This window comes from Flavobacterium xueshanense (genome assembly GCF_900112975.1).
GTDB lineage: Bacteria > Bacteroidota > Bacteroidia > Flavobacteriales > Flavobacteriaceae > Flavobacterium > Flavobacterium xueshanense.
In genome coordinates, this window is sequence record NZ_FONQ01000001.1 from 22,675 (window position 1) to 45,426 (window position 22,752).

The window sequence follows — 22,752 nt, forward strand, 5'->3', positions numbered from 1 at the left end:
TCCAGACGTAGCAATGCTGCGTCTCTATCACCTCGAATTACTTCTCTAAACTTCAAATAAAAATTTTGAAGTGCTATTTACAAAACCTATTAGATTTTAGTAAAAAATCGGAACGGTTTACGGGTATAAATCCTAAAAACTTTTATAAATGAGTAATCAGCCCCAATAAAAATTGGGACTGATTACTTCAACTATTATTTATTCTTCTAAACGAATGTCAAGTCCAAGACCTTTCAATTCATGCATTAATACATTGAATGATTCCGGTAATCCTGGTTCTGGCATAGATTCACCCTTAACGATTGCTTCGTAAGTTTTTGCTCTACCAATAACATCATCAGACTTCACAGTCAAGATTTCTCTAAGCGTACTTGATGCTCCATAAGCTTCAAGTGCCCAAACCTCCATCTCACCAAAACGCTGACCTCCAAATTGAGCTTTACCTCCAAGTGGTTGTTGTGTAATCAATGAGTATGGACCTATAGAACGTGCGTGCATTTTATCGTCAACCATGTGACCAAGTTTCAACATGTATATAACTCCTACTGTTGCCGCTTGATGGAAACGCTCTCCTGTACCACCATCATATAAATATGTATGTCCAAAACGTGGTATTCCAGCTTCATCAGTCAATTCATTAATTTGATCTAAAGTTGCTCCATCAAAAATTGGTGTAGCAAATTTTCTACCCAAGTTTTGTCCAGCCCAACCAAGTACCGTTTCATAAATTTGTCCAATGTTCATACGTGAAGGTACACCTAATGGGTTCAACACGATATCAACTGGCGTTCCATCTTCAAGGAAAGGCATATCTTCATGACGAACGATACGAGCAACAATACCTTTGTTACCGTGACGTCCCGCCATTTTATCCCCAACTTTAAGTTTACGTTTTTTGGCAATATATACTTTCGCTAATTTCAAGATTCCTGCTGGCAATTCATCTCCAACAGTAATAGTGAATTTCTCTCTACGTAAAGCACCTTGTAAATCGTTCAATTTAATTTTATAGTTATGAATCAAATCATTAACCATTTTATTAGCTGCATCATCAGCAACCCATTGACCTTTACTTAAGTGAGCAAAATCTTCAACAGCATAAAGCATTTTTTGAGTGTATTTTTTACCTTTTGGTAAAACTTCTTCACCCAAATCATTCATTACACCTTGAGATGTTTTCCCGTTTACGATCAAGAACAGTTTCTCTACTAATTTGTCTTTTAATTCAACAAATTTAACTTCAAACTCCATTTCAAGTGCTCCTAAAGCATCCTTATCCTGAGTACGTTTACGTTTATCTTTAACTGCTCTTGCGAACAATTTTTTGTCTAAAACCACACCATGTAAAGAAGGAGAAGCTTTTAATGAAGCATCTTTTACATCACCTGCTTTATCCCCGAAGATTGCACGAAGCAATTTCTCTTCCGGAGTAGGATCTGATTCCCCTTTTGGAGTAATCTTTCCAATTAGAATGTCCCCAGGTTTTACCTCGGCTCCAATTCTAATCATACCATTTTCATCTAGATCTTTAGTAGCTTCTTCAGAAACGTTCGGTATGTCGTTCGTTAATTCTTCGTTACCTAATTTAGTATCTCTAACTTCTAATGAATAATCATCCACGTGAATAGAGGTAAAAATATCGTCACGAACCACTTTTTCAGAAATTACAATAGCATCCTCAAAGTTGTATCCTTTCCATGGCATAAAGGCAACTTTTAGGTTTCTACCTAAAGCCAATTCACCATTTTGAGTCGCATATCCTTCTGATAATACTTGTCCAGGAACCACTCTATCCCCTTTTCTTACGATAGGTTTAAGGTTGATACTTGTACCTTGATTGGTTTTTCTAAATTTAATTAGATTGTATGTTTTCTCATCTGGCTCAAAACTCACCATTCTTTCTTCTTCAGAACGATCGTATTTGATAGTGATGATATTTGCGTCTACATATTCTATAACTCCATCTCCTTCAGCATTAATCAATACTCTAGAATCAGAAGCTACTTGACGCTCTAAACCAGTTCCAACAATTGGAGCTTCAGGACGAATTAATGGTACGGCCTGACGCATCATGTTGGATCCCATCAATGCTCTATTCGCATCATCATGTTCTAAGAAAGGAATCAATGAAGCCGAGATAGAAGCAATTTGATTTGGAGCAACATCCGTATAATCTACACGTGTTGGTTCAATTACCGGGAAATCACCTTCTTGACGCGCAATTACGTCTTCGGCAGTAATTTTTCCAGTAGCATCCATTTGAATGTTTGCTTGAGCAATCATCATTCCTTCTTCTTCTTCTGCGCTTAAGTATACCGGAGTAGAAACTAAATCTACAGTTCCGTTAGTTACTTTACGATACGGTGTTTCAATGAAACCCATTCCGTTTACTTTAGCATAAACACCAAGAGATGATATCAAACCAATGTTTGGTCCCTCTGGAGTTTCAATTGGACATAAACGTCCGTAATGCGTATAGTGAACGTCACGTACCTCAAATCCTGCTCTTTCTCTCGAAAGTCCACCTGGTCCTAGTGCAGATAATCTTCTCTTGTGCGTAATCTCAGCAAGTGGATTCGTTTGATCCATAAATTGAGACAACTGGTTTGTTCCAAAGAAAGAGTTGATAACAGATGATAATGTTTTCGCATTAATTAAATCTATTGGCGTAAACACCTCGTTATCTCTAACGTTCATTCTTTCGCGAATAGTTCTTGCCATACGCGCTAAACCAACACCGAATTGCTGAGACAATTGTTCTCCAACTGTTCTAACACGACGGTTTGATAAGTGATCAATATCATCAATCTCTGCTTTAGAGTTGATCAATTCAATCAAATATTTCACAATGGTTATGATATCTTCTTTGGTCAAGACTTGCTTTTCCATTGGTGTATCTAACCCTAATTTTTTATTTATTCTATAACGACCTACTTCACCTAAGTTGTAACGTTGATCAGAGAAAAATAATTTGTCTATGATACCACGCGCCGTTTCTTCATCAGGCGGTTCAGCGTTACGCAGTTGCCTGTAAATGTGCTCAACAGCCTCTTTTTCAGAGTTTGTTGGATCTTTTTGTAGCGTATTGTGAATGATCGCATAATCACCTTGATTAGCATCTTCTTTGTGCAACAAAATAGATTTAACGTTAGAATCAATGATTTCTTCCACATTATCTTTGTCGATAATAGTATCTCTATCAAGGATTATTTCGTTACGTTCGATAGAAACTACTTCACCAGTGTCTTCATCAACGAAATCTTCATGCCATGTATTCAATACACGTGCAGCTAATTTTCTACCGATATATTTTTTTAAACCTGTCTTAGAAACTTTAATTTCTTCAGCAAGATCAAAAATTTCTAGAATATCTTTATCTCTTTCAAAACCAATTGCTCTAAAAAGAGTGGTAACTGGTAATTTTTTCTTTCTATCGATATAAGCATACATTACGCTATTAATATCTGTAGAAAATTCTATCCAAGAACCTTTAAAAGGAATTACTCTGGCAGAATACAATTTTGTACCATTTGCATGGAATGATTGACCAAAGAAAACACCGGGAGATCTGTGTAACTGAGAAACAACTACACGCTCAGCACCATTAATAACAAATGTACCACTTGGTGTCATATAAGGAATTGTACCAAGATAAACATCTTGAACAATCGTTTCAAAATCCTCATGTTCTGGATCTGTACAATATAATTTTAGCCTTGCTTTTAAAGGCACACTATATGTTAAACCTCTTTCTATACATTCTTGAATTGTATAACGTGGTGGATCTACAAAGTAATCAAGGAATTCTAATACAAAGTTATTTCTTGTATCAGTAATTGGGAAATTTTCCATGAAGGTATTGTAAAGCCCTTCGTCGCCTCTTTCGTCAGATTTGGTTTCTAATTGAAAAAAATCTTTAAACGATTTAACCTGAACATCTAGAAAATCTGGATAATCAGGAATGTTTTTTGTTGAGGCAAAATTCAATCTTTCAGTCTGATTTGTTATCATCTATGGACAAAATTTTGATTAAAAAGTAATTTTTTTGTACAAATATGGATTTATTTATACTTTTCTTTTACTACCATTACATCTTTAAAAACCAATTTACGATAACTACTTTCTTATTATCTGTTAATTTTTTTTCCTCGTAATGGGTAAAATGAATCTGTTTTCAAAGACTACTGTGTAAATATACAAGGTAGACTTTTGTTATACGAAAAATGGTTTAGGTCATTGGGTGACTAAACCCAAGACCTAAACCTAATTCTTTAAACTGAGTTTAACTATTTAAGCTCAACAACAGCTCCAGCTTCTTCTAAAGATTTTTTAAGCCCTTCAGCTTCTTCTTTAGAAACACCTTCTTTAACATTGCTCGGTGCGCTATCAACTACATCTTTAGCTTCTTTCAAACCTAAACCTGTAAGTTCTTTAACTAATTTTACAACTGCTAATTTAGAAGAACCAGCTTCTTTCAATACAACTGTAAATTCTGTTTGAACTTCTTCAGCAGCAGCTTCGCCACCACCTGAAACTACTACAGCTGCAGCAGCTGGTTCGATTCCGTACTCATCTTTTAATATTGTTGCTAATTCGTTAACTTCTTTTACTGTTAGGTTAACTAATTGTTCTGCGAATTGTTTCAAATCTGCCATTTTTTCTATCGTTTTAAAATGATTTGTAAAAATATAATTTATTTATTGTGCGCGTTTTTTAAATAAAATTAGAGTAAAACTCTATTTTCATTATGCTTCCACTTCTTCTGTAGCCTCTTCGCTTTTTGCGAATTGGTTTTGAAGAGCAGAAATAACTCTTTGTGCTGGTGACTGCAATAATCCAATAAGTTCGCCGATAAGCTCTTCTTTAGACTTGATAGTTGCTAATGCATCTAATTGATCATCTCCAATATAAATTTCAGAGTTAATATAAGCTCCTTTTAATACAGGTTTAGCTGATTTTTTTCTGAAATCTTTGATAATTTTACCAGGAGCGTTTGCTATCTCAGAAATGAATATAGCGCTATTACCAGTCAAAACTGAAGGTAAATCTCCATAATCATTAGCTGAAGCTTCCATTGCTTTTGCAAGCAAGGTATTTTTAACTACTTCTAATTTTATCCCTGCTTTAAAGCAAGCTCTTCTCAAGTTTGAAGTTGATTCTGCATTCATTCCAGAAATATCAGATACATAAACAATGTTTGTACCAGCTAACTGTGCAGTTAAAACTTCAATCGCGATTGATTTTTCTTCTCTAGTCATACTAAAAATTTTTAACTACCAATTATACTGCTTTAGGATCCAATGCAATTGCAGGACTCATAGTGCTAGTTAGGTAAATACTTTTGATGTATGTTCCTTTAGCAGCAGTTGGCTTAAGTTTGATTAATGTTTGAATAATTTCGTGCGCATTGTCAACGATTTGCTCGATTCCAAAAGAAATTTTACCAATTCCTGCATGCACAATACCAGTTTTATCAACTTTAAAGTCAATTTTACCAGCTTTAACCTCTTGAACAGCTTTTGCAACATCCATAGTTACAGTACCTGTTTTGGGGTTTGGCATTAAACCTCTAGGTCCTAAAATACGACCTAATGGACCTAATTTACCCATAACAGAAGGCATAGTGATGATAACATCAACATCTGTCCAACCGTCTTTAATTTTTTGTAAATAATCGTCAAGACCTACATAGTCTGCACCAGCTGCTAAAGCTTCCGCTTCTTTATCTGGAGTAACTAATGCTAACACTTTAACGTCTTTACCAGTTCCATGAGGTAATGTTACCACACCTCTAACCATTTGATTCGCTTTTCTTGGATCTACACCCAAACGTACTGCGATATCAACAGACTCATCAAATTTTGCAGAAGCAACTACTTTTATCAATGCCGCAGCATCTTTAAGAGAGTATAGTTTGTTCTTTTCAATTTTTGAAGCAGCCTCTTTTTGCTTTTTTGTCAATTTTGCCATGTCTTTCTCTTAATTAAAAAGGAGAATCTCCTGATACAGTTATACCCATAGACCTAGCAGTTCCAGCAATCATGCTCATAGCAGATTCGATTGTGAATGCATTTAAATCTACCATTTTATCTTCAGCAATTGCTTTGATAACGTCCCAAGTAACGCTTGCTACTTTTTTACGATTTGGTTCACCTGATCCTGACTTTAGCTTTGCAGCTTCCAATAACTGGACAGCAGCTGGAGGAGTTTTTACAACAAAATCAAATGATTTGTCTTTATACACAGTTATTTGTACTGGGCATATTTTGCCGGGTTTATCTTGAGTTCTAGCATTAAATTGCTTACAGAATTCCATGATGTTTACCCCAGCAGCTCCTAAAGCAGGTCCAACCGGTGGCGACGGATTCGCAGCACCTCCCTTAACTTGTAGTTTAACTACCTTACTAATTTCTTTAGCCATTTTTTAAAAAATTTAACACTACAATCAGTGGAAGCGATTGTAATGGATATTATAGATGTAACAAAAAATTATACTTTTTCAACTTGCATAAAACTCAACTCTAATGGTGTTTTTCTTCCGAAAATCTTAACCATTACTTCCAGTTTACGCTTTTCTTCATTAATTTTTTCAACAGTACCGTTAAATCCATTAAAAGGCCCATCAATAACCTTAATTGTCTCACCGATATTGAAAGGAATTGAGCGTGTGTCTGTATTTACAGCCAACTCATCAACTTTACCTAACATTCTGTTTACTTCAGAAATTCTCAAAGGAACAGGCTCTCCACCTTTTATTTCGCCTAGAAAACCAATAACACTTGTTATAGACTTAATAATATGCGGTATTTCACCAATAAGATTCGCTTCAATCATAACATAACCAGGAAAATAAACTTTATCTTTTACGATTTTTTTTCCTTCTTTCACAGTAACGACTTTTTCAGTAGGAACCAAAACCTGCGAAACGTAATCACCCATCCCTAATCTTGCAATTTCAGTTTCGATGTATGCTTTCACTTTATTTTCTTGTCCACTTACTGCCCTAACGACATACCACTTTTTAACATTACTATCTGCCATAATAAAAAGATTAAGCTTTTATCCAGTTAAAAAATCCAGCTAAAGCTTTTGCGAAAATTTCATCTACCCCCCATGTTGCCAAGGCGAATAATACTGAAAAAACAGCAACAACAATCGTTAGACGTTGCACCTCAGGCCAAGCAGGCCAAGTTACATTTGACTTTAATTCCTCAAATGCTTCTGATAAGTAATTAACAACTTTTGTCATTATGATTTATTTTTTTGCACGGGCGGAGGGATTCGAACCCCCATCAACGGTTTTGGAGACCGCTATTCTACCCTTGAACTACGCCCGTTAGTTAAAAGCCAGCGATTTTTCAGTTATGAAAATCAACTGGCTTTATATAATTTTTAAGATATTATCCTACAATCTCAGTTACTTGTCCAGCACCTACAGTTCTACCACCTTCACGGATAGCGAAACGTAAACCAACGCTCATTGCGATTGGGCTTAACAAAGCAACATTAATAGTTAAGTTATCTCCTGGCATTACCATCTCCACACCTTCTGGTAAAGTAATAACTCCTGTTACGTCAGTCGTACGTACGTAAAACTGTGGACGGTAGTTATTATGAAATGGCGTATGACGACCACCTTCTTCTTTTTTCAAGATATATACCTCAGCTTTGAAAGTAGCGTGTGGCTTAACTGAACCTGGCTTAATGATAACCATTCCTCTTTTGATAGATTCTTTATCAACACCACGTAACAATAAACCTACGTTATCTCCTGCTTCACCTCTATCAAGAATTTTACGGAACATCTCAACTCCAGTAATAGTAGAAGTCAATTTTTCAGCTCCCATACCAATGATTTCAACAGCATCTCCTGTATTAGCAATTCCAGTCTCGATACGACCTGTAGCAACAGTTCCACGACCAGTAATTGTAAATACATCTTCAACCGGCATCAAAAATGGTTTTGCTGTATCACGAATTGGTTCTTCAATCCATGAATCACAAGCGGCCATTAATTCAATAATTTTTGGTACCCAAGTAGGATCACTATTCAATCCTCCAAGAGCAGACCCTTGAATAACTGGACAATTATCTCCATCATATTCATAGAAAGACAATAAGTCTCTGATTTCCATTTCAACAAGTTCCAATAATTCCTCGTCATCAACCATATCCACTTTATTCATGAATACTACCATTCTAGGAATACCTACTTGGCGACCTAAAAGGATGTGTTCACGTGTCTGTGGCATTGGCCCATCAGTAGCAGCTACAACAAGGATAGCACCGTCCATTTGAGCAGCACCAGTAACCATGTTCTTTACGTAATCCGCGTGACCAGGACAGTCAACGTGAGCGTAATGACGGTTTGCAGTTTCGTACTCAACGTGAGATGTATTAATTGTAATACCTCTTTCTTTTTCTTCAGGAGCATTATCAATTTGATCAAATGATTTTGCTTGACAGTAACCAGCATCAGATAATACTTTAGTGATTGCTGCTGTTAATGTAGTTTTTCCGTGATCCACGTGCCCAATTGTACCAATGTTTAAGTGGGGCTTGTTACGGTTAAAGGTTTCCTTTGCCATTTTACTTAATTTTTAATCTTAGTTATATATTAATTTCTATTTCCTACTTACTTGAGCCAATGTCGGGAATTGAACCCGAGACCTCTTCCTTACCAAGGAAGCACTCTACCCCTGAGCTACACCGGCAGAGAATTCCATTTAAACTATAAATGTTAAATTTAAATTAATTTAACATTTAAAAGATTAATAGTGGGGAGAGCAGGATTCGAACCTGCGAAGTTCACACAGCAGATTTACAGTCTGCCCTCGTTGGCCGCTTGAGTATCTCCCCTACTTTTACTATCATCAAACCTTTACAGTCTTGAGCCGGCGGAGGGACTCGAACCCACGACCTGCTGATTACAAATCAGCTGCTCTAGCCAACTGAGCTACGCTGGCGAATCAATAAAAAAAGTCCGCTATTTCTAACGGACTGCAAATGTAGAGATTTTATCTCTCAATCAAAACATTTTTTCGAAAAAATTTCTATTAAATATGAGAACTTATCTTTTCTTTTCTTTTTAATAACATTCGTTCTAAAGATTCTGCCGAAAGTTCCACAGCCTCTTCAAAAGTTTTACACTGCTTTTTTACTAAAAAATCATCTCCGGGAACATTAATTTTGACCTCCACAATTTTATTCTCTTTATCACTTGTCTTTTCAACTTTCAAAAAAACATCCGCTGACACAACTTTGTCATAGTACTTTTCCAACTTGTCCATTCTTTCTTGAACAAAATCTACTAACTTTTTGTCAATAGTAAAGTTAACTGCATGAACACTTACCTTCATAATCATCTTTTTTAATTGTTACACATTATATTACTTCTTCCCCCTGGGATGCGCATCTTTGTGCACATTTTTAAGTTCTGACAAACTACTATGAGTATACACCTGAGTAGACGCGAGACTGGAATGCCCTAATAATTCTTTGACTGAATTTAAATCTGCTCCATTGTTTAATAAATGTGTTGCAAAAGTATGCCTCAATATGTGAGGACTCTTTTTTACTTTTTCAGAGACAGTACTAAAGTAAGAATTTATTAATCGATACACAAAAGATTCATTTAATTTTAACCCTTTTATTGTGAGAAAAAAATAATCATTGTCAACAATATCCGACAATAAAGTTCTTTCATTTAAGTACAATGAAAATTGATCTGTAATTATTGATAAAACAGGAAGAATGCGCTCTTTGTTTCGCTTTCCCAACACTTTTATAGTACCGCTCGATAAATTAATATTTTCTATTTTAAGATTAATCAATTCAGCTCTTCGCATTCCTGTCGTGTAAAATAAATCGATAATAAGCTTATTCCTAACCTCTTCAAATCCGATTGTATTTTGTATTTGATCTAAAACTGCTAGCACTTCCTTTTCAGAAAAAGGAATTTGTATAACCTTAGGAGTTTTTAGGGCTTTATGTTTCAAAAGCGGACTAACTTGTATTTGTCTTGTTTTTAATAGAAACTTGTAAAACGCTTTCAAGGAAGCTATCTTTCTATTTATCGAAACATTGGATACCGAATCATCAACTAATGAAACTATCCAATTTCTAATTTGACCGTAATGAACCTGATCAATATTTTCCTGATCAAAATGGTGCTTATTAAACGAGTCAAAAGAATCAATATCTGTGCAATAAGCCGTTATTGTGTGTGGAGAATATTTTTTCTCTAAGCAGAGATAATCTCGAAATGCATCTTTATTTGTAGACATAAAAAAACCGTTAGCATCAAAGTTATAAAATTTTGATGACTAACGGTTTTTTATTTAATTGAATCGACTAACTTTCTAAGTTATCTCTCATATTTTGGATATAAGCCGCTTTTTGAATTTTGATTCTATTTGTAACTGAAGGCTTAATAAAAGCAGTACGTGCTCTTAATTGACGTACAGTTCCTGTTTTATCAAATTTTCTTTTGTAACGTTTTAACGCTCTATCGATATTTTCTCCGTCTTTAATTGGTATAATTAACATAATATAGACACCCCCTTTCTTTAAGTGTGCAAAAGTAAATAAAATTTTGAATTTTGAGTCATGAATTGCAAATTTATTTTGAGTGTGCTTGCAAAACATCAATTCCGTATGACGATTATGTTTTCATTTACTGTCAGGCTATCCGCTGCAATCTTTTCCGTAGCGACGCACCGGTAAAGGATTTCCACTAGTATTTTTGGTACAAAAAAAGAGTCAAAAAATAAATTGACTCTTTTTTTTCTTTATTAAAACCCACTTTATTGAGCCTAAAGCATCATGTTAAGAAAAACTTATTCACTTTTGCCATAATTGTATCAAGGCCAAACTACTTTACTGCAGGTTCGTAATTTTGATTATCAATGATCATTTTTCCTAAAATCTCTTTAAGAATTTCTGAAGTCCCTCCGCCTATTGGTCCTAAACGACTGTCTCTAAACAAACGTGCTAATGGATACTCCTCCATATAACCATAACCACCTAACATTTGTAAACAGCTATAAATAGCCTCATCTGCAACTTTAGTAGATTTTAGCTTAGCCATAGTCGCCTCCTTTACAACGTATTCTCCTTTGTCCAAACGAGCGACTGCGGCGTAGTTAAACACCTTACAATGTTCTACCTCTGTCGCATGCTCAACAAGAGTATGTCTCAATGCTTGAAACTTACTGATTTTTTTTCCAAATGCTTCTCTATGCGACATGTAATCTATCGTATAATCTATCGCATATTCTCCTCTGGCATGTGCGTTTATCGCCATAATTAAACGCTCCAAGGCAAAATGCTGCATGATATAAGGAAATCCTTTCCCCTCTTCACCCATTAAGTTTTCTGCCGGAATCTCTACGTTATCAAAGGCAATTTCGGCAGTGTCCGATGCTCTCCAACCTAATTTATCCAACTTGACAGCCGATATACCTTTCAAACTGGTATCCGTTAAAAAGATGCTAATCCCTTTATTTCCAAGTTCAGGATTAGTTTTTGCCGCAATAATATAATAATCTGCATAAACACCGTTTGTAATAAATGTTTTAGAACCATTAATAATATATTTGTCTCCTTTTTTTACGGCATTGGTGCGCATCCCCGCAACATCACTACCTCCAAAAGGCTCTGAGATACATAAAGCACCTATTTTTTTTCCAGCGATACTTGGTATTAAGTAATCTTGTTTTATTCTTTCGTCACCCTCCGCATTCAAATGGGTCATGGCCAAATAAGAATGAGCCCACATTGCAGCAGCAAAACCTGACGACTTTATTTTTTGTAATTCTTCGAGAAAAATAACAGTGTAAAATAAATCTAGATCCAGACCGCCATAAGCTTCTGGATATGCAAGACCAAAGTACCCCATCTCGCCAAATTTCTCCCAAATAAAACGCTCTATCGTACCTGTTTTTTCCCACTTTTCAATATGCGGAACAACTTCTTTCTGCAAAAAATCTTTTAAACTTTCTCTAAATGCTTGGTGTTCTTCAGTGAAATAAATTGAATTCATATATTGTATATTTTTTTTAACAAATGGTATTAATTGAAACATAATGATGCGGTGATGTTTCAGTTTTTGTTTTTTTAACGGTTAAAATAATTAGCTAATAAAAAAGTAATGCATCTATTTTAAAATGTAATGCAATACCACTATCCATAGCTGTAAATTTGATACTTCTAATTAAAGTCCAAATATAAGCCAATTATATTTGCTTTATCAACAGGAAATCCCTTAATTTTTGTTAAATCCTCAATATTCTTAATATTTCCGTTCATACTCCTGTACGTTACTATTTCCTTAGCCAGCGCGTATCTGAAATAATAAAACTGCGAAAGCTCCTTCAACGAAGCGTTATTGATCTCTATTTTTTTAAATCGTGGTACTGCCAAAACTGTAAAATGCGTTATTAAATTTTCAATTACTTCAGGTGATAATCCCCAAACATCCTGCATTTGTTCCATAGAAACAAATCCTCCTAAAGTTTCTTTTTGTTTCAAAATACGAACAGAAATAGCTTCACCAATTCCGTAAATTTTGACTAAATCCTCTTTTGTCGCCTGATTAATATCAATAATGATTATTTTTTCTTTTTTGGCGAAAGTCTTATTTTGATACGCTTCGAATTCTTTAAATTTACTATTCTGTTTTTTATTATTTACCCAATCCGGAAATTTAAAATAAGGTGCGATCAAATTCAATAAGGAATCGGAGACTTTGGTCACATTTTGAAATTCTTCGGGTGAGTTGACATATTTATTTTCTCTTCTAAAGGCCAGCAAACGATCTATCTCTTGAATTGACATTCCTAATTTATACCCTTTATAATCCGTTATAAAATTCGGGTTGAAAAGGTATATTTTTGGTTGGCTGTTTTTAGAGTCCATTTTAAGAGAATCCATCTCAGTTTGTAGAGAAAGCCATTTTTGTTTTTCAGGATATTCTTTACTCACTGTGCTAAAATCAATAAAAAAGTAAACCAGCTGCAAAACGACGATAATTAGAAACAAAAAGAAAATACTTGTGCGCTGTTCATTGGTGAACTTAAAATAAGTTTGAATCGTTTTGAAACTCATATTGTACTGATGGATTTGATCTTTGAAATAATGCCTCTAAAATTAGAAATAAAATTAAGACAAATCACTTTGTAAATTAAAAAGATTCCAAGTGAAAATTAACACTTTAGATAAGCTGGATTAAATAAAATTATACGAAATCAATATAAAAAAAGGCAATGCATCACTTTTTACAAGTTAAAATTCAATTATTGTTTTTATTTTTTATAAAAAACAATACATTTGGACCTTAATAACAAACAAAACCATATAACCCATGTCAATTTGGAAAACTAAACCACTTTCGGTATTGCTAAATGAAGCATCAGAATCTGAAAAAGGATTAAAAAGGACTTTGTCTTCGCGTTCATTAGTAGCACTTGGAGTTGGAGCAATTATTGGAGCAGGATTATTCTCATTAACAGGTATTGCCGCCGCAGAACACGCAGGCCCGGCAGTTACACTTTCATTTATTTTAGCCGCGGTAGGATGCGCATTTGCAGGACTTTGCTATGCTGAGTTTGCATCCATGATACCAGTAGCAGGTAGTGCGTACACCTATTCTTACGCCACAATGGGAGAATTTATGGCTTGGATCATAGGATGGGATTTAGTCCTAGAATATGCATTAGGAGCCGCAACAGTTGGAGTAAGCTGGTCCCGTTATTTACTTGAATTACTAAACAAATATGGTGTTCATCTACCCCATAATTTAATATGTTCGCCCTGGGAAACATTAAAATTAAGCGATGGAACAATTATAGAAGGAGGTATAATAAACCTACCGGCTATTTTTATAGTTTCAATGTTGTCTTTGTTATTAATCAGAGGGACAAAAGAATCTGCATCTATCAATAACTTCTTAGTTGTAGTAAAAGTAATCGTAGTTATTATGTTTATCGTTTTAGGCTGGAGCTTTATTGACACTGCAAATTACACGCCATATATTCCTGAAAACACAGGTGTTTTTGGAGAATTTGGTTGGTCAGGAATAGCTGCTGGAGCTGGAACTGTATTCTTTGCTTTCATTGGTTTTGATGCCGTATCTACTGCTGCACAAGAAGCAAAAAATCCACAAAAAGGGATGCCAATTGGTATTTTAGGATCATTAGTAATCTGTACTATACTTTATGTTTTATTTGCTCACGTAATGACTGGACTTGTACCTTACGGTGAATTTGCAGGAGATGCCAAACCAGCAGCGACAGCATTTGCCAGAACTGGATATACCTTTTTGCAAACTGGTTTAATTGTGGCTATTTTAGCGGGTTACACTTCTGTAATGTTAGTAATGTTAATGGGACAAAGTCGTGTTTTTTACACGATGAGTAAAGATGGTTTATTACCTTCTTTCTTTAGTGACATTCATACAAAATTCAGAACTCCATGGAAAACAAATCTTTTCTTCATGGTATTTGTTAGCCTTTTTGCAGGTTTTGTACCCGTAAGTGATTTGGGTCACATGGTAAGTATCGGAACATTATTAGCGTTTGTATTAGTATGTATTGGAGTACTAGTAATGCGTAAAAAAATGCCGGATGCACCAAGATCATTCAAAACACCATTCGTTCCTTACGTTCCAATTGCAGGAATATTAATTTGTCTGGCTTTGATGTATTCATTACCAAATGAAAGCTGGGCGAGACTTGTTATCTGGATGGCCTTAGGAGTTATTATCTACTTTGTATATGGAAAGAAAAATAGTAAATTGAACAATCCGGATAAATAGATTCATATCATAATCAAAAAAGGGATTATAAAGTAGTTAAAGTACTTTATAATCCCTTTTTTTATGTGAAGACATTTACAAATCAAAAACCGAAGTCCGTTTTGCCCGAATCAAATCCTTTAATCTTATCCAGAAAGCCAGCGTTAAATAAACTGCAAACCACAATCCAGCGGTAGCAAACGATAAATAAATAAAAAAAAGTCGTACACTACTGGCACGCATTCCTAAAGTATCCGCTAAACGGGAGGAAACATGAAAACCGTGTTTCTCAAAAAAAAACTTGAGTTTTATAATTGCTGACATTTTATGAATAATTAGTTATGTGCAAAATTACAAAATTATCCAATTGACGCCTTTGCTAAACCACTAATTGTTTTTTCAGCAGTTCTATTCCAACACTACACTCTAAACATTTACTTTTGTTACAATATTCATTCTTGAGTTGAAGTAATGACTGTGTCTCAAAAGCACTTTTTGAAACAATTCCGAAAGAATTAAATTTATCAATAATAGCATTTTTTTCTGGTGCAACTTCATTTAAGAGACGAATCAAATCCTCAGAAATTTCTTTTCCCTGACTTTTTGCAAAAGTAAATTGTAACGGAATTATTGTATTTATAACAATCAAATCGATGAAAGATTTAGAAAGCGATTTCTTTTTCTTCGGACTTTCTTTATCAAATTGATAATGATTAAGCCAATATTCAGAAGCTGATACCTGGAACAAATCATAACAGCTTTTCAAAGAATTTAACATGTTGATTCTCGAAAATAAATTCTCCTGACTATGGTATAAATTGGCAAATTGGGAAAGCCTAATCGTTGGGAAATTATCCGGACGATGCTTGAAAAACTGAACTGGTTCAACATAAGACTTATCCAATTGATATTTATGCAGCAAATAAAAATACCTGAATTTTAAATCCTTAAAATAATTATCTTCCTTTTCATAATCCAATAGTCCAGCAGTTCCAAAAATCAAAGCTTCGAGATTTTCAACCTCAAAACTTTCTTTTCTTATAATAGAAAAAGGAATAGTTTGGGCAATTTTAAAAAAGATTTCACCATTCGTGTTTAATCCAAAATTCTTCGCCAAAAGACAAAATAACACCGCTTCCCAATCTTGATTCGTTTGTTCCAATAAATCAAATATCGGTTTTGATTTTCTTTCCAACCGTTCAAAAAATAAACGTTCCTGCCAATTTTTAAACACAAATTCATCAATTTCTTGAATTTGCTTCTCACAGAAAATCCACGATTTAGGAGAAATTAAAGATTGATAATTGGATATCGTTACAGCATCAACATATTTTTTAAGTTCCAAAACGGGAATTTCAGTATTGTTTTTTCTGAAAATTTCCGTGTCGTGTTCCCAGACCACATGAAGAATCACGTTTTTATAGGCTTCATCTCTTTCGTGATGATGCACATACCAGTCTGAAGATTTAAGATGAATTTCTACATTTCCTGCCCATTTTTGATTACCAATAGTTATTTGGGCATTGAAAAAATCAGGTCCGGCAAGTTCTAAATATTGTCCAACATTGATAATTGTGATTTCCTCCCCATTGAAGGTTTTCAAATTCAAGGTATCAAACTTCTTGAATTTCCATAGATAATGAAGGAAATCTTCTTTCATATTGAACATATTAGATTGAATACTAATGTAGTGAAAAAAGAAATAGCAAATTATCTAAATTAAAAATGACATACCAATATCGGGTGTAAAACAAATTACATTATGATAATTAATAAAATATACGTGATTTTATTTCATCAAATATAATTTGGCGCAAGCACGGGCGTCAGATAAAGCTTCGTGGTGATTCAGTGCGATGTTCATTTCCCGACAGCAATCGCTCAATTTGGTTGGTTTTAATCCTTTGGCTCTGTAAATTTTCACGGTACATTCCCATCGAGACGAAATATTCAAATCCGCGTAATCTAAATTATAAAGCGCCATTGATTTCGTCAAAACATTCCTATCAAAGCTTTCATTGTGGGCTACTACTACTCTATTTCGGAGTCTTTTTTGAATTTCAGGATACACTTGGGTAAATGACTTTGCATTCACGGTATCGCGAGGATATATACCATGCACTTGAATGGTAAAGGGAGAATATAAATTGTTTGGAGGTTTAATCAAACTAACAAACTCATCTACAATTATTCCGTTTTCTACGGTAACAATTCCTACTGAACACGGATGGAATGCCGTTGCGGTTTCAAAATCTATGGCAGTGAAGTTCATATTATAAATTTGTTATAAATCTAAAAAGCCACAAACTTAACGAAATAAACTCGTCAAATTCATGGCTGTAAAAAATTTAATATTTTGAATAATAAAATTTTACTTTATCGACCCAATAATATCATATTTGGTAATAATATGGTGACTCCCATTTTCTAATTCCACTAAAACAGCTTCATTTTCTTTCGTGAATAATTTAGAAACTTCTTCGATAGGTGTTCCGTATTTCACTATTGGGAAAGGTTTGCCCATAATTTCCTTTATAGGTTTATCGGCTACATCTTTGTCAGCCACGTAACTTTGAAACAGATCACTTTCATCAACAGAGCCTACAAATCCAGTGATATCAATTACCGGAATTTGAGAAATCTTGTATTTACGCATTCTTTCAATAGCATGCGAAACCAACTCTTCAGTACGCACTACAATTAATGGTTTATCAATATGATCCTTTATGAGATCTTCGGCCTTCGTAATTTCTTCTTCCATAAAACCACGTTCCCGCATCCAGTCATCATTAAACATTTTGCCCACATAACGACTTCCTGAATCATGGAAAAGGACCACAACAACATCTTCGGGTTTGAAATGTTCTTTTAGTTGTAACAATCCTTTTATTGCTGCTCCAGCTGAATTCCCAACAAATATTCCTTCTTCAAGCGCAATTTTCCGAGTATACACCGCAGCATCTTTATCGGTTACTTTTGTAAAACCATCAATTAGAGAAAAGTCAACATTTTTTGGAAGTATGTCTTCTCCAATTCCTTCGGTGATATACGAATAAATTTCATTTTCATCAAAAATTCCAGTTTCGTGGTATTTTTTAAACACAGAACCATACGTATCAATTCCCCAAATTTTAATGTTTGGATTTTTCTCTTTCAAGTATTTTGCCACTCCGGAAATTGTTCCTCCGGTTCCTACACCAACCACAAAATGAGTAATTTTACCTCCTGTTTGATCCCAAATTTCTGGTCCCGTTTGCTCGTAATGCGCTATTGCATTTGAAGGATTATCGTACTGATTTACATACCAGGAATTAGGAGTTTCTTCTGCCAATCTTTTAGAAACAGAATAATACGATCTTGGATCAGTAGGTTCTACATCCGTAGGACATACCACAACTTTTGCTCCAACTGCACGAAGAATATCCATTTTCTCTTTGGACTGTTTGTCTGAAATCACACAAATCAGTTTATATCCTTTTATGATAGCTACTAATGCCAATCCCATTCCAGTATTCCCTGAAGTGCCCTCGATGATTGTTCCGCCTGGTTTCAAGCGTCCATCGGCCTCAGCATCTGCAATCATTTTTACGGCCATCCTGTCTTTTACGGAATTCCCAGGATTAAACGTTTCGACTTTTGCAAGTACTAAAGCCTCTACTTCGGCAGTTACTTTATTTAGTTTAACTAAAGGTGTATTGCCTATTGTGCCTAATATATTTTCTGCGTAGCGCATTTTAGTATGAATTTAAGATTGTGATTTTGTTGTAAAAACTGGTGCAAAGATAGTATTTTGTTATAAAATATTCTTCTTTACGCGATTTTGCGTTCGTCATAACAGCGGCATCCTTTACTTGCTTTTTTTAAGCAAGGAAAGATATAGCGGATAGCACGATAAAACGCCCAAAAAAAACGATATGGAAAATTGTAATTATTAATAAATTAATTGAAGAAGTTCCAAATCAAACCAAATCGAATCGTGAAATCACGCGATGGATTATTAGGTGACGCATAAAAATTGTTACCCATAAGAGCAGAATTAAAATGTTCCGCTTTGAAATAGATTCTTGTTCTTTGGATTTTTGCGTTGATGAAGAAATCAAGATTAGGATGATTTCCGATTTGCTTTTCATTTTGTACAAAAAACTCTCCTACCACCGGATTGTATTCATTGGCATAGTAGCTGGAAAAGTAATTTAACGAGATACCGGTTTGCAGAAACAAGGCTTTTTTGAACAAATAATTCGTATAGTAAATCGTATTACGTGTGACAATTTCAGGAACATTGAGAATTGCATCTTGTTGCTCCGTTTTTTGATATAAAATTGTATTGTCCAAAGCAAAGTTTCCAAGTTTAAACTCTCTGCTGATTTTAAGCGACAAATAATTTATGGTTCCGTTGTATTGCGCCGGCGCAACAATTTGTGTTTGATCAACTTTTTGTTGGGCAGTTGATGCATCAGTAAAATACAAATGATCATTTAGAACAGACAACTGCAACTCGGCATCAACCCAAGGAGAAATCGCATTTGCTTTGATTGTATTAATTTTTTCATTTTTGAAATCATTTGACCAATTGTATTGTACAAAACTGCTTTGGTGCAAATTGTAATTATTATTTGGCAGTTTATTTATATTTTGATACTGAAATGCAAGTTGAATTTCATCATTCAGGTCATATTGCACTTTAGTATCCAAATTAGAAAGCGATTGAGCAGTTACGGATCTTGAGTATAAAAATTTACCATTCCACTTATTACGTCGGTATTCGTATTGTCCCCCAGCACTGTTAATTTCCTGACTAAATGAGCTTGGTATCGTATTTTGATTATCAAAGATAAGTATCTTATTGTAGTAATAATTTGATCTGAAATCATCTACAAAAAACTGGAAAGTTCCCAAAGTAGTATTCTCATATATTAATCCTACTTTATTGTACATTTTATTGTAACGGGTTTGGTCATTAATTTCACTGTCCAGAAAAGAATTTCCAAAACGATATACCGTCTCAGAACCAACGGTTGATGGAACTGTTTCCTGATTGTATTCGAAAAACTTATTTTCGTAATTAAATTGGTGTGTCACGTATAGATTATTATCTCCTTTCTTAGAATTAATTCTGAAATTATGATCCAGAAAAACTCTTTTCCCTTTTAGAAATGACTTAGCGTCATTAAAATAGACTTCAAATCGTTGTCGGTTGTTATAGTTTGGATCTTCACTTTCAAAATTCTCAATGGTCGTGATTCCTCCATTTTCCTGATTCAGAATGTCTTGGAAGGTATAATGAGCTTTCGCAAAATAGCGTTTGTTTTTAGTGTTGTAATTGGTGGTAAATCTAAAATTACCCGTACTGGATAATTGGTTGAGATATTCTCCTTCTGAACGCAAACCTTTATAGGCAATGGAAAAATTGAGATTTTCAGAAGTATTTAAAGTAATAAAAGCATCAACAGACTGTCCTTTTTTTATAGTGGTTTTAAAATATAATTCGGTCACCGGAGTTGCAACGGAATAATAACGTATTTGATTCGCCTCTAAAAAATTAAAATGTTTTGCTTTAAAACCAAATTCAGGATATGGTGAAAAATCGGTTAAGCTATACTGCAACGTATTGTAGGTTTGTCCATCATTTGCAAAAGGCAGAAGTCCAAAAATGTCTTTTCGCAAATAGTTATGACTGTATTCTTTTTGAATGGTCAGAGAAGTATCGATGTAAGTAGTATCGTTGTCTATGGTGATAACCTTGTAGAGATCGATGGTGGCTGTTTTTTTTATACTTTTTTTAATTGTATCAGAACTATTGTATTTACTATTTTTACTCAAGCTGCCAATTTCCTTTTTTTGAGAAAATAATAGAATTGGTAATGCCAAAAAATAAAACAAAAATAATATTCTCATCTGGAAGGAATCTTGTTAATAGATTTAAAAATAATTAAACAAAGGTATAGCATAAATAGCTACAAATAAAAAAACATCCAAGGAAGTGGATGTTTTTACTATTAAAAAAAGTTATACTATCTATTTTTTAATGAACTTGACATTGATGGTTCTATCCGGACTAATAAATTTGACAAAATACATCCCAGAAGTCAAATCAGAAACTTTGATATTGTTTATTTGTCGATATTTAAGAATACGAATTAATCTCCCAGTTAAATCATAAATTGCAATGTCAGAAAGATCGAAAGACGATGGTAAATCAAAAAAAAGATTTTCTTGAACAGGATTAGGATAAAATTTAATAAGATCGTTCTTATCGAAATCTGAAGAAGATAAAAACATATTATCTAAACCACCGGCAATAAGAGTAAAATCTTGAGTTCCTGATAATAAAGCACCTTTGTTTGTTACTTGGATTGTATATTTTCCAGCTGGTGCATTTTCAATAAAGACTTTCTCTATGTTATCAACATTATTATCAGAACTTTGAGTAGCAGCACTGTTTAAAGAAGTAGGATCCAATTTCCAAGGAAAATAAACAGTACCAGATTCATTTATAATTTTAAGATCTAAATTATTGACCAAGTTAGTTGTCCTGTTATCCGCTGTGATTGGTGTAACAACAGCACCCAAAGCAACAGGATCAGTCCAAGCTATAGAAACATGTAATGCCCTTGGAGAAGAAATAGTGATCTGTTTAGTAAAAACAACTTTGTCTGTTAAACTCGTTTCTAAAATCAATGAAGTCTTTCCGTTTGAACTAATCAATTTAGCAGCTTCTTCTCCATTGGCTAAGCCCCATCCGTACGAATAATCAGGCCCCATTGAAAACCCTGCTTCATCTGCGGTATGACACAACAAACCACGAGCTGTTGCAGCTTTCATAAATGTAGCATTCAAATTATTATAATGCTGCTGCAATAACACAATTAAGCCTGTGATTGCGGGAGCGGCCATTGAAGTACCACTTAACGTTTCATAAGTATTATCATTTGGTCCGTTGCATGAATACACTCCTACTCCTTTAGCACTGATATCTGGCTTAATCCTTCCATCATCAGTAGGTCCGTAATTACTAAACGAACTCATTGTCACGCTCGCTGGACCTGTATAATTTAAAACTGAATTAACAGCCGCAACGACAATTGTATTTTTAGATACGGTTGCCCCTGTAAGCATATCGAAACCACCTTTAGCATTTATTTGTGGGTGGTCACTATTTCGCGAATTCCCTGCTGCAACAACAATTTGATAGTACGGAAAAACCTCTGAAATTTTATCAAAATCAGACGAGGTTTGATCATAATAACCAAATCTGGCACTCGCGAAAGAATTTGTAATACTATAACCGTATGAATGATTTGAGACCAAATACCCCTCACCACCAAAACTTGTCATTTCTTCAACATCACTATCCCAAAAAAAAGTTTTTGCTTTTGCTTGATATGCTAGACCTCTAGCTCTAGCAACAACACCTAATCCAATTATGGTACCAGTGACATGTGTAGAATGAGCGCTAGGAGACACTGCTCCATCACCAAAAGAAACCTTTGAACCAGACAACTCCTGATGTGTTCCCCGGACTTTTCCGCCATCCCAAACTCCAGCTGTAATGCCACTACCTGTTAAATTAAGACCTAAAACACCGTTAGGTTGCAATGAATTTGCTCGAATGGAAGCAGCAGAAGCGTCGTTTTCAATTGTGTAAAAAACAGGTACACCATCATAAATACGCTGGAGCGAACTTGTTTCCGAATCTAGCAACCTATACTGAAGCTTGTAATTGTGAATTTTTCTTTTTTGCTCCTTTTGTGCTTCTGATAATTTAACAATAAAATTATTGATTTGTTCATTGTCATAGGACTGTGTAATTTTCTTTCGCTCTTCTATGGTCTGTGCAGTAGAAATTTGAAAAATCAGTATGCAAAATAATATTTTTTTCATTTATAAAAATTAAGTATTGACTTTAGTATACTATTATTTATTAAAAAACTTGAAACAAAAAAACCTCCCAAATG

At 34.5% G+C, this 22,752-nt stretch carries 20 protein-coding genes and 4 tRNA genes; 1 reads left to right on the plus strand and 23 read right to left on the minus strand.

What is annotated here, in order from left to right; translation table 11 throughout:
- Positions 1–198: 198 nt before the first annotated feature.
- From rpoB to BMZ76_RS00160, 17 genes are all read right to left on the minus strand, one after another.
- A complete protein-coding gene (rpoB, locus tag BMZ76_RS00080) occupies positions 199–4,011 on the minus strand; it encodes a DNA-directed RNA polymerase subunit beta (RefSeq protein ID WP_091202325.1) in 3,813 nt (1,270 codons plus the stop codon).
- Positions 4,012–4,286: 275 nt separating this feature from the next.
- Positions 4,287–4,655, minus strand: coding sequence for a 50S ribosomal protein L7/L12 (rplL, locus tag BMZ76_RS00085; RefSeq protein ID WP_091202326.1), 369 nt, complete (start codon positions 4,653–4,655; stop codon positions 4,287–4,289).
- A 90-nt stretch (positions 4,656–4,745) separates the two neighbouring features.
- The gene (gene rplJ, locus BMZ76_RS00090; RefSeq protein ID WP_091202327.1) at positions 4,746–5,258 is read right to left on the minus strand and encodes a 50S ribosomal protein L10; all 513 of its coding nucleotides are present in this window, start codon (positions 5,256–5,258) and stop codon (positions 4,746–4,748) included.
- A gap of 22 nt (positions 5,259–5,280) precedes the next feature.
- Positions 5,281–5,970, minus strand: coding sequence for a 50S ribosomal protein L1 (gene rplA / locus BMZ76_RS00095; protein WP_091202328.1), 690 nt, complete (start codon positions 5,968–5,970; stop codon positions 5,281–5,283).
- Positions 5,971–5,983: 13 nt separating this feature from the next.
- Positions 5,984–6,421 (minus strand): 50S ribosomal protein L11, encoded by a 438-nt coding sequence (gene rplK, locus BMZ76_RS00100; RefSeq protein ID WP_035639405.1) that lies wholly within the window; start codon positions 6,419–6,421, stop codon positions 5,984–5,986.
- Between the two features lie 68 nt (positions 6,422–6,489).
- Positions 6,490–7,041 (minus strand): transcription termination/antitermination protein NusG, encoded by a 552-nt coding sequence (nusG, locus tag BMZ76_RS00105; protein WP_091202329.1) that lies wholly within the window; start codon positions 7,039–7,041, stop codon positions 6,490–6,492.
- Positions 7,042–7,051: 10 nt separating this feature from the next.
- A complete protein-coding gene (gene secE, locus BMZ76_RS00110; protein WP_091202330.1) occupies positions 7,052–7,249 on the minus strand; it encodes a preprotein translocase subunit SecE in 198 nt (65 codons plus the stop codon).
- Positions 7,250–7,266: 17 nt separating this feature from the next.
- A tRNA-Trp gene (locus BMZ76_RS00115) sits at positions 7,267–7,337 on the minus strand.
- A gap of 63 nt (positions 7,338–7,400) precedes the next feature.
- Positions 7,401–8,588, minus strand: a complete 1,188-nt coding sequence (gene tuf / locus BMZ76_RS00120) for an elongation factor Tu (protein ID WP_091202331.1) — start codon at positions 8,586–8,588, stop codon at positions 7,401–7,403.
- Positions 8,589–8,642: 54 nt separating this feature from the next.
- Positions 8,643–8,714 (minus strand) — tRNA-Thr (locus tag BMZ76_RS00125).
- Between the two features lie 64 nt (positions 8,715–8,778).
- A tRNA-Tyr gene (locus BMZ76_RS00130) sits at positions 8,779–8,859 on the minus strand.
- A 33-nt stretch (positions 8,860–8,892) separates the two neighbouring features.
- A tRNA-Thr gene (locus BMZ76_RS00135) sits at positions 8,893–8,966 on the minus strand.
- Between the two features lie 90 nt (positions 8,967–9,056).
- On the minus strand, positions 9,057–9,359 hold the full coding sequence (gene hpf, locus BMZ76_RS00140) for a ribosome hibernation-promoting factor, HPF/YfiA family (RefSeq protein WP_091202332.1): 303 nt from the start codon (positions 9,357–9,359) through the stop codon (positions 9,057–9,059).
- Positions 9,360–9,389: 30 nt separating this feature from the next.
- Positions 9,390–10,286 carry a tyrosine-type recombinase/integrase gene (locus tag BMZ76_RS00145; RefSeq protein WP_091202333.1) on the minus strand — a complete coding sequence of 299 codons (897 nt, stop codon included), beginning with the start codon at positions 10,284–10,286 and terminating at the stop codon, positions 9,390–9,392.
- Between the two features lie 67 nt (positions 10,287–10,353).
- Positions 10,354–10,548 (minus strand): 30S ribosomal protein S21, encoded by a 195-nt coding sequence (gene rpsU, locus BMZ76_RS00150; RefSeq protein ID WP_035670421.1) that lies wholly within the window; start codon positions 10,546–10,548, stop codon positions 10,354–10,356.
- A gap of 325 nt (positions 10,549–10,873) precedes the next feature.
- On the minus strand, positions 10,874–12,043 hold the full coding sequence (locus BMZ76_RS00155) for an acyl-CoA dehydrogenase family protein (RefSeq protein WP_091202334.1): 1,170 nt from the start codon (positions 12,041–12,043) through the stop codon (positions 10,874–10,876).
- A gap of 167 nt (positions 12,044–12,210) precedes the next feature.
- A complete protein-coding gene (locus BMZ76_RS00160; RefSeq protein ID WP_091202336.1) occupies positions 12,211–13,107 on the minus strand; it encodes a ComEA family DNA-binding protein in 897 nt (298 codons plus the stop codon).
- 256 nt (positions 13,108–13,363) lie between these two features.
- Between BMZ76_RS00160 and BMZ76_RS00165 the strand changes: the two genes are divergently transcribed.
- The gene (locus BMZ76_RS00165) at positions 13,364–14,815 is read left to right on the plus strand and encodes an amino acid permease (protein ID WP_091202337.1); all 1,452 of its coding nucleotides are present in this window, start codon (positions 13,364–13,366) and stop codon (positions 14,813–14,815) included.
- A gap of 75 nt (positions 14,816–14,890) precedes the next feature.
- On the opposite strand, the gene BMZ76_RS00170 is transcribed toward BMZ76_RS00165, so the two are convergent.
- From BMZ76_RS00170 to BMZ76_RS00195, 6 genes are all read right to left on the minus strand, one after another.
- Positions 14,891–15,118: a PspC family transcriptional regulator gene (locus tag BMZ76_RS00170; protein ID WP_091202338.1), complete on the minus strand. Its 228-nt coding sequence runs from the start codon at positions 15,116–15,118 to the stop codon at positions 14,891–14,893.
- Between the two features lie 55 nt (positions 15,119–15,173).
- Entirely contained in the window at positions 15,174–16,454 is a 1,281-nt protein-coding gene (locus BMZ76_RS00175) for a DUF2851 family protein (RefSeq protein WP_091203069.1), read from the minus strand.
- Between the two features lie 129 nt (positions 16,455–16,583).
- Entirely contained in the window at positions 16,584–17,066 is a 483-nt protein-coding gene (locus tag BMZ76_RS00180; RefSeq protein ID WP_091202339.1) for a 3'-5' exonuclease, read from the minus strand.
- 99 nt (positions 17,067–17,165) lie between these two features.
- Entirely contained in the window at positions 17,166–18,527 is a 1,362-nt protein-coding gene (locus tag BMZ76_RS00185; protein ID WP_091202340.1) for a pyridoxal-phosphate dependent enzyme, read from the minus strand.
- A 206-nt stretch (positions 18,528–18,733) separates the two neighbouring features.
- Complete coding sequence (locus tag BMZ76_RS00190) at positions 18,734–20,692, minus strand: putative porin (protein WP_091202341.1); 1,959 nt, start codon at positions 20,690–20,692, stop codon at positions 18,734–18,736.
- Positions 20,693–20,812: 120 nt separating this feature from the next.
- Positions 20,813–22,678 (minus strand): S8 family serine peptidase, encoded by a 1,866-nt coding sequence (locus tag BMZ76_RS00195; protein ID WP_091202343.1) that lies wholly within the window; start codon positions 22,676–22,678, stop codon positions 20,813–20,815.
- Between the last annotated feature and the right edge of the window lie 74 nt (positions 22,679–22,752).